Source organism: Streptomyces sp. NPDC054863 (assembly GCF_053610825.1).
Genome location: NZ_JBSGZD010000309.1, coordinates 1 through 9,255 on the forward strand (window position 1 = coordinate 1; position 9,255 = coordinate 9,255).

The following is a 9,255-nucleotide window of genomic DNA, read 5'->3' on the forward strand; positions in this document are numbered from 1 at the left end:
GTCCGGGAGGACTCCGGGCCCCGGCGCTGCCCCACCAGGTGGCCCGCGGCGGTATCGGGATCCGGGGAGGAGGGCTGGGTGCGGCCCGCGTGCCAGTCGGCGAAGTTCAGGGTGCCCAGGAGTTCGTCGCGGCGCTTCAGCTCGGCGCCCAGGGCCTGCGCGAACTCACGCATCCGCACCGGGTCCGATGCCACCAGGTGCGTGGAGACGTGCGGGAGTTCGGTGCAGGCGCGCAGGCCGTCGCCGCGGTCGCCGCCCGCGCCGTCGACCAGGATCAGACCGAGCCGGTCGGGCCGGGCCGCCGCCGCCAGGGAGGCCGCCGCCGAACGCAGCAGCTCCGTACGACCGCTGCCCGCAGGTCCCTCGACCAGCAGGTGAGGTCCGTCGGTCGCCAGGTCCGCGCAGACCGGGCCGCGCGGGCCCGCCCCGAGCACCGCCCACGCGCGCGTGGCGCCCGGGGCCTGCTCGTCGTCGGCAGCCGCGGCCCAACGGGCCATCAGCGAAGCGGGAGTTGCCCTGGCCAGGCCCAGCTCGTCCAGCAGGCGGGCCGTCGGAGGCAGGGTGGCGGCCGAGAGCCGGCCCGGCCTGCCGCCGGACGCCGTGCCGCCCGTGCCGTATCCCTGGACCTGTCCCGTGGCGTCCGCCGCGTCCGTACGCAGCGGGGCCAGGGCCCGGGCGAAGCGCTCCGCCCATGCCGCCGACACCGCGTCCACCGAGGCGAGGGTGCCGTGCCCCGCGCTCTGCCCGCCCGAGGTGCGCAGCACCCGTACCGCCGTGGCGACGTCGCCGCTGAGCAGCGCCGCCGCTCCGCACTCGCGGAAGGCGGGCGACGCCGCGCAGGCCGCGCCGTACGTCGCCTCCACCGGCGAGAGGGGGGAAGCGGCTGCCGTCTCCGCGAGGCACAGCAGGTGGATGCCGTGCGCCGCGCCGTGCGCGGCGAGCCGGGCCGTCGCCTCGCGCAGCCCGGCCGAGCCGGGGTCGCCGTCGACGATCACCACCGTGCGCGGACCGCCCGGGTCGAGCGGTCCCTCCTCCGTGCGCCGTACGAGCTCGGCGACGCGGGCGGACGCCTGGTCGCGGTCGTACGCGAGGAGCAGCCGGCAGTCCTGGCCGTGTGCCGGGCGCAGATGCGGCAGCCAGCCGAGCCAGCCCCACTCCTGGGTCCGCTCCTCGGTCGAGCGCGCACGGTCCGCGCTGATCAGGACGATCTCCAGATCGGTGGGGGAGTGCAGCGCGGCGAGCTGTGCCACCACGGAACGGGCCAGTCCGGCCAGCCGGGCGCGCGGCCCGGCAAGGCCCAGCGCACCCGCCTCCCGCAGGCCCACGGTCACCGGGACCGCGGGCAACGTCCCCGCGCCGCCGGGCGCGGACCGGTCCGCCGTGCCGAGCCGGAGCACCAGGGACTCCGGGTGCGCGGGGCCGCGCTCCCACAGCCGGGGGCCGGGCTGGAGCGCGGTGAGCAGCAGCGTCGCGGCGTCGGGCCAGGTGTCGGGGGCCACGGCGGAGGCGCTGCCGGTGGTGTGTGCACCGCTCCGCGCAGCGGAGTCGCCGGTTCCGGACGATGCCGCGGCGGACCGGGAGCCGGTGGCCGCGGTGTGCGGGGGCGCCGTGTCCGCGGAGCCGCCCGCGTAGTCGTGCGTGGCCTCGCCGCGGCCTCCGGCGAGGCGCCGTGCCCAGCCCCCTATGCCGCCGCGCCGCCGGGGCTCGTCCCTGCGGTCGCCGGCGCCGTCGAGGGCGCGGTCGTTGGCGGGGTCGACATTGCGGTCTCCTCCGCGCTCGTCCCCGCGCCCGGTGCGTGCCCCGGCCGCCGCGCCGTGGTCGGTGCCCCGGCCGCCCGTCTCGACGACCCGCCCCGATCCGTGCGTACGGTCGCCAGCCCCGGCGAAGGGGCCCTGCCCGCTGCCCGCCGGGGGCGCCGTGGGGCGCCCGGGACCGGCGGGGTGCCCGCCGGAGCCCCCGGCGGCCCGGCCCGGCGTGCCGTGGTCGTAGGACGCTTCCGCGCCGCCGGGGCCCGTCCCGATGCCGTACGCCCCGTGGCCGTCGGCCGGGTCGGTGCGGGCGTCGGGGCCCGAGCCCTGGGCGGGCACCGTGCCGTAACTCCCCTGGCGGGGGCCGTTGCCGGCCGACTCCGCCGCTCGGCCGCTCACCCTGTGGTGCGCGGCGCCGCCTCCGAACCGTCCGGGGGACGGGGCGGGGGCGGGGGCGGAGGTCCTGGCCACGCGCAGGTGGCCCTCGCCGTCGGGGGCCGTGGAGAGCGCCGTGCCGTGCGCGCCCGCGGGCGCGAGGCGCAGGGCGGACTCGCCGACCCGCAGCAGGGCGCCGGGCGCGAGGCGGACCTCGCGGGCGCCGACGTCCGAGCCGTCCAGCGTCGTGCCGTTCGTCGAGCCGAGGTCGGCGACCGTGACCCGGCCGTCCTCGGTGAGCGTCACCGTGCAGTGCAGCCGGGACACGTCGGGGTCGTCCAGCGGTACGTCCGCGTCGGCGGAGCGGCCGATCCGGATCTGCCCGCCGTGCAGCAGGTGCACGCCGCCCGCGTCGGGGCCCGCCACCACCTGGAGCTGAGCCAGGTCGGACAGCTCGGGGGCCTCTTCGTCCGCCGGGGCCTGGAGGCGGAGGACCGCGCCGTCCACCAGCGGGGGCTCGCCCAGCGCGCAGCGCTGTGCGTCGAGGCGCTCGCGCCCGGCGTACACCACCACCGCGCCCGTGGTCTCCGGGCTGCCCTGGCCCTGCACGGCGGCGGCGAGACCGGAGGCGACCGCGGCCAGCGCGGTCCCGGCGGGCGCGGTCACGAGCACGTCGCAGACCGCGGCGGCGGCCCGGGGCGCGGGTCCGGGGGCCCCCGGCGCCGGGGCGCCCGGAGCGGCCCCGGGTGCCGGGCCCCCCGAGGTCGTCACTCTGCTCTGGCCGCTGCGCGGCGCGAGGACGGTCAGCCGGATCTGCATCGCGTCAGCGGTCCCTTCTGCGCGCGGTGCCCGGTGGCGGGGCCGAGGAGGAGCCGTCCAGCCCGCCGCCCCCGCGAAGTCCCCCACCCGGCACGGACGCGTCGTCCGGTACAGGTCGGCACCCACCACGGGGTGTTGAGGGACTCGTGCGCCCTCGACTACCCCAGAGGCCTGTGCTGATGGCATCCTCGCACCTGCCACTGACAACCTGTCCGCCGCCCGTCGCCAAGTGATCTTGAATGGTCGACTGTGGACGCAAAAGAGCCTGTATGAGGCACGCTCGGACAGTCGCCGGGGCGGTCCGCCGACAGTTCCGGGGCGGCGCACCGAACGGCAGTGACACACCCCGCACGGGTGTGCGGCAACCATCCGCAAGGCATGAGCGTCTTTCCCGGGAACACGTGTGCACCGGGTACGGGACGCCTTCCGCCGCTTGTTCCGGGATGCGGGACGAGCGTTCGGCCTGTGCCCCGTTCGGCGGCACTAGAGTTGGGCAACCGGAATATCCGGCAGCGGGAGTATCGGTCGGTCCGATACGTGAACCCGGTCCGATACGCGAACCACGATCAGGGTCAGTCACCGACCAGCAGGGAGTGCAAGAGTGCGGCCGGTAGGCAGCAAGTACCTGCTTGAGCAGCCGCTCGGGCGCGGAGCCACGGGCACCGTCTGGCGGGCCCGCCAGCGGGAGACCGCAGGAGCCGAGGCGGCCGTCGCGGGCGAGCCCGGCGAGACCGTCGCCATCAAGGTCCTCAAGGAGGAGCTGGCGAACGACGCGGACGTGGTGATGCGCTTCCTGCGCGAACGCTCCGTACTCCTGCGGCTGACCCACCCCAACATCGTGCGCACCCGCGACCTCGTCGTCGAGGGCGATCTCCTCGCCCTCGTCATGGACCTGATCGACGGTCCGGACCTGCACCGCTACCTCCGCGACAACGGGCCCTTCACGCCGGTCGCCGCCTCTCTGCTGACGGCGCAGATCGCCGACGCCCTCGCCGCGAGCCACGCGGACGGCGTCGTCCACCGCGACCTCAAGCCCGCGAACGTACTGCTGGACGAGCGCGACGGCGCGATGCACCCGATGCTCACCGACTTCGGCATCGCCCGCCTCGCGGACTCCCCGGGCCTCACCCGCACCCACGAGTTCGTCGGTACGCCGGCCTACGTCGCGCCGGAGTCCGCCGAGGGCCGCCCGCAGACCTCCGCCGTCGACATCTACGGCGCGGGCATCCTGATGTACGAACTGGTCACCGGCAGGCCCCCGTTCGCCGGCGGCACCGCCCTGGAGGTGCTGCACCGGCACCTCAGCGAGGAGCCGCGCCGCCCCACGACCGTCCCCGAACCCCTGTGGACGGTCATCGAGCGCTGCCTGCGCAAGGAGCCCGACGAGCGGCCCAGCGCCGAGAACCTGGCCCGTGCGCTGCGTACTGTCGCCGCCGGAATCGGCGTGCACTCCACGTCCGCGCAGGTCGAGGCGGCCATGGGCGTCGGCGCGCTGCTCGCGCCCGACCCGGCGCCCGCACCCGTGCCGGACACCGGCTCGGTGAACGAGGCCGATCCGACGCAGGTGCTGCCGAGCAACGCGGGATCGTACGACCCCAATGGCGCGACCAGCGTGCTGCCCTCCACCGGCGGGGGCAACGGCCCGCGCGGCGCCGCCGACCCGACCGCCGTCATGCCGCCGGTGCCGCCGCACCCGGCCGGAGCGCCCGCCGGTTCGCCGTCCGGGGCCGGGCCCGAGGACCCGCACCCCTGGCAGAACCAGCTGCGCGCGGCCCGCGACCGCAACGAGCAGACCTCCGTGCAGTACCTGGACCCCAGCCAGGACCCGCTGAGGCGCCGCCCGCAGCGCCAGCCGCAGCGCGGGCAGCAGCCCCCGATGCCGCCTCAGCACCAGCAGAATCAGCGGCAGTACCCGCCGCAGCAGCAGCGCCCGCCCCAGCGGCAGCAGCCGCAGAATTACGCCCCCCAGCACTACCAGCCCCAGCCGCCCCCGCAGCAGCAGTACGCGCCCCAGCCCCAGCAGCCCCAGGGGCCCGCCCCGCGCGAGCCCCGGCCGCCGCGTGAGCCGCGCGAGCCGCGCCGCCGCAGCGCCAACCCGATGCGGATCCCCGGCCTCGGCTGTCTCAAGGGCTGTCTGTTCACGCTCGTCCTGCTGTTCGTCGCGTCCTGGCTGGTCTGGGAGCTGACCCCGCTCCAGGAGTGGATCGGCACCACGAAGGGCTTCTTCGCCCAGATCGGCGACATGTTCACCAGCGTCAAGGAATTCTTCGAGAACCTGGGCGGCTCCAAGCCGTAGCCCGGGCAAGGGGGGCACGGGGCGTCGGCACGGAGTGCCGGGTGCTCAGTGAGGAGACATGTCGACTTCCGGGGGTGGATTCACCCCCGGAAGTGCGGATTGACGCCGTTCAGGGGCCATCCTGGGCACTCAACGCTTCGTCGGCGGCGTACTTTGAGGGCCGACGCCAGCCGCTGAGGGAGCAGTCTTGGCACGGAAAATCGGCAGCCGGTACACCGCCCACCAGATCCTGGGGCGGGGCAGCGCGGGCACGGTATGGCTCGGCGAGGGTCCTGAGGGGCCCGTCGCCATCAAGATGCTGCGCGAGGACCTCGCGTCCGACCAGGAGCTGGTCGGACGCTTCGTCCAGGAGCGCACCGCGCTCCTCAAGCTCGACCACCCGCACGTCGTCGCCGTGCGCGACCTCGTCGTCGACGGCAACGACCTCGCGCTCGTCATGGATCTCGTACGGGGCACCGACCTGCGCACCCGCCTCGACCGCGAGCGCAGACTCGCCCCCGAGGCGGCGGTCGCCATCGCCATCGACATCGCCGACGGTCTCGCCGCCGCGCACGCGGCCCAGATCGTGCACCGCGACGTCAAGCCGGAGAACGTCCTGCTCGACATGCAGGGGCCGCTCGGTCCCGGCGGTGCGCATCCGGCCCTGCTCACGGACTTCGGCGTCGCCAAGCTGATCGACACCCCGCGCCGCACCAAGGCCACGAAGATCATCGGTACGCCGGACTACCTGGCCCCCGAGATCGTCGAGGGTCTGCCGCCGCGTGCGGCCGTGGACATCTACGCGCTGGCGACCGTCCTGTACGAGCTGCTCGCGGGCTTCACGCCGTTCGGCGGGGGGCACCCGGGGGCGGTCCTGCGTCGGCACGTGACCGAGACGGTCGTTCCGCTTCCGGGGATCCCGGAGGAGCTGTGGCAGCTCATAGTGCAGTGCCTCGCGAAGGCTCCGGCCTCGCGGCTGCGGGCATCGGAGCTGGCGGCCGGGCTGCGTGAGCAGCTGCCACTGCTGGTGGGGATGGCACCGCTGGACGTGGACGAGCCGGACTCGGAGCCGCAGATGCCGACGGATTCGGTGGCGTACGAGGGTGGGGCCGGGGTCCAGGAGGACCCGCAGCCGCGCCGGGGAGCGGTTCCGCTTGTGCCCGGTACGACGCTCGACTCGTCCAACAGGGACACACACACGTCGATGCGGGTGCCCGCCCCCGACGAGCTGGCGGGCGGCCCGCTGGGCACGGCCCGGGTGCCCCGGACGGCCGGTGACCGGCGGCCGGGGTCGGCGCGGCACCGGTCGGAGGTGCGGAAGCGGCGGCTGATCATGACGACGGCGGGGGTCGTGCTGCTGGCGGCGGTGGGCGTCGGCGGGTGGCTGGTCGTCTCGTCGGCGGACGAGGGGACGGCGCCGGGGCCCGGTTCGGGACCGGGGGTCAGCCGGTCGGAGACGGTCGGGCCGTAGCGGGATCGGGGCAGCACGGCTCGCACCGGTGGGGGCCGATGTCCGGGGCCGAGCCCCGTGCACGGCTGCGCCGCGCGTCCTCAAACGCCGGACGGGCTGAAGGCGTCCGGGCCGGCGATGCCCGCGGAAAGGGTGCCCGGACCGGCTCCGAGCCCGTACCGGTTACGCTGGTGCGGTGGCAGTCGTCGATGTATCCGAAGAGCTGAAGTCCCTCTCCTCGACCATGGGGTCGATCGAGGCCGTCCTGGACCTCGACAGGATGAGGGCCGACATCGCCGTGCTCGAAGAGCAGGCCGCGGCGCCGTCCCTGTGGGACGACCCCGATGCCGCCCAGAAGATCACCAGCAAGCTCTCGCACCTCCAGGCCGAGCTCCGCAAGACCGAGGCGCTGCGCGGCCGGATCGACGACGTCGCGGTGATGTTCGAGCTGGCCGCCGACGAGGACGACGCGGACGCCCTCGCCGAGGCCGAGTCCGAGCTCGTCTCCGTACGCAAGGCGCTGGACGAGATGGAGGTCCGCACCCTCCTCTCCGGCGAGTACGACGAGCGCGAGGCCCTCGTCAACATCCGCGCGGAAGCGGGCGGCGTCGACGCCTCCGACTTCGCCGAGCGCCTCCAGCGCATGTACCTGCGCTGGGCCGAGCGGCACAACTACTCCACCGAGGTCTACGAGACGTCGTACGCCGAAGAGGCCGGCATCAAGTCGACCACCTTCGTCGTCAAGGCGCCGTACGCCTACGGCACACTGTCGGTCGAGCAGGGCACGCACCGGCTGGTGCGCATCTCGCCGTTCGACAACCAGGGGCGCCGGCAGACCTCCTTCGCGGGTGTCGAGGTCCTCCCGGTCGTCGAGAAGACCGACCACGTCGAGATCGACGAGTCCGAGCTGCGCGTGGACGTGTACCGCGCGTCGGGACCGGGCGGCCAGGGCGTCAACACGACCGACTCGGCGGTGCGCCTGACGCACGTCCCGACCGGCATCGTCGTCTCCTGCCAGAACGAGCGCTCCCAGATCCAGAACAAGGCGAGCGCCATGAACGTCCTCCAGGCGAAGCTGCTGGAGCGCCGCCGCCAGGAGGAGCAGGCGCTCATGGACTCCCTCAAGGGCGACGGCGGCAACTCCTGGGGCAACCAGATGCGTTCGTACGTCCTGCACCCGTACCAGATGGTCAAGGACCTCCGTACGGAGTTCGAGGTCGGCAACCCGCAGGGTGTCCTCGACGGCGAGATCGACGGCTTCCTGGAGGCCGGCATCCGCTGGCGCAAGCAGCAGGAGAAGTAGAGCGCGACAATCAGTGCGTGTGCGCCGGACCCTGACGGGGTCCGGCGCTTTCGCGTTCCCGGCGCAAGGGGTGGACATGTCAGGGTGCTGTGCACATCGTGCGGGCAAGTGTTCGTAAATCCGACACAACGCCCGGAACGACCTTGACGTCAATCTGAGGGCTGGGGGAGTGTGGCGGGCAGCATGCGTATGTCTGGGGCGGGTGTGAACGGGGGCGAGCGGGCGGCCTCTTGAGAGGCGGTCCCGTGAACTGACATCCCCGCCAAAGCCGTTGCCCCTGCATTGCTGCTCCATCGACTCGATTTCGAAGAGCTCAGCCAGCTACTGGGGGTAGCAACCAGATGACCAACAAGATGCGCGTCCGCGTCGCGCGGATCGCCGCCGGCGCGGTGATCGCCGCCGGTGCGTCGCTGACCGTCGCGGGCGTCGCCCAGGCCGCCGGTACGGGCACGGACGCCCAGGGTGGCCTCGGCGTGGAGATCAACGCCGGTATCAACGCGGCGGACCCGGGTGACCCGGCCGATCCCGCGGACCCTGCCGACCCGGCCGATCCCGCTGATCCTGCGGACCCTGCCGACCCGGCGGACCCCGCCGACCCTGCGGACCCGGCCGATCCGGCCGATCCTGCGGACCCGGCCGACCCCGCGGACCCGGCGGACCCCGCCGATCCCACGGACCCGAAGCCGCCGACCGACCCGACCGACCCGGCCGACCCTTCGGACCCGAAGCCGCCGACCGATCCCACGGACCCGGCCGACCCCTCGGACCCGAAGCCGCCGACCGACCCGACCGACCCGAAGCCGCCGACGGACAAGCCCAAGCCTCCGCCGACGGACGACCCGAAGCCGCCGACCGACCCGACGAAGCCGCCCACCGGCGACCCGACGGCTCCCGGCAGCACCGGCGGCAACGGTGGCAACGACAACACCGGCCAGTCCGGCGGCACCGGTGACAACACCGACGTCGACAGCATCGCCAACCGTCCCGTCGAGCAGGCCAAGCCGAAGGACGAGCTCGCCGCGACCGGTGCGGGCGACACCACGCTCCTGCTGGCCGGCGCCGCGACGATGATCGCGGGCGGCGTCGCCTTCCGCTTCCTGCCCCGCCTGGGCGGCCGTGGCGGCAACGCGGCCTGACCCCCGCAGCCACGGCAGGCGCTGAGCACGTACAGCACCGAGCAGTCAGCGGTGGTGGGCGCGCACCGGCGACGAGCAGGCAGCGGCGGCGGGTACGCACGGCGCCGAGCCGGGCAGCGGCAGGCACGCACAGCGACAGAAGAGAGGGG

The 9,255-nt window shown here is 74.6% G+C and carries 5 protein-coding genes; 4 read left to right on the plus strand and 1 reads right to left on the minus strand.

Annotated elements, in window-relative coordinates; genetic code table 11:
- The coding region (locus tag ACWGIG_RS33205; protein WP_453325404.1) for an FHA domain-containing protein at positions 1-2,942 on the minus strand (2,942 nt) is incomplete at its 3' end.
- 601 nt (positions 2,943-3,543) lie between these two features.
- Here ACWGIG_RS33205 and ACWGIG_RS33210 point away from each other — a divergent pair.
- The 4 genes from ACWGIG_RS33210 to ACWGIG_RS33225 all read left to right on the plus strand — a co-directional run bounded on the left by ACWGIG_RS33210 (position 3,544) and on the right by ACWGIG_RS33225 (position 9,106).
- Positions 3,544-5,238: a serine/threonine-protein kinase gene (locus ACWGIG_RS33210; RefSeq protein WP_453325405.1), complete on the plus strand. Its 1,695-nt coding sequence runs from the start codon at positions 3,544-3,546 to the stop codon at positions 5,236-5,238.
- A gap of 187 nt (positions 5,239-5,425) precedes the next feature.
- Positions 5,426-6,688, plus strand: a complete 1,263-nt coding sequence (locus tag ACWGIG_RS33215) for a serine/threonine-protein kinase (RefSeq protein WP_453325406.1) — start codon at positions 5,426-5,428, stop codon at positions 6,686-6,688.
- 175 nt (positions 6,689-6,863) lie between these two features.
- On the plus strand, positions 6,864-7,970 hold the full coding sequence (gene prfB / locus ACWGIG_RS33220) for a peptide chain release factor 2 (RefSeq protein ID WP_453325407.1): 1,107 nt from the start codon (positions 6,864-6,866) through the stop codon (positions 7,968-7,970).
- 341 nt (positions 7,971-8,311) lie between these two features.
- A complete protein-coding gene (locus tag ACWGIG_RS33225; protein WP_453325408.1) occupies positions 8,312-9,106 on the plus strand; it encodes a hypothetical protein in 795 nt (264 codons plus the stop codon).
- Positions 9,107-9,255 lie beyond the last annotated feature (149 nt).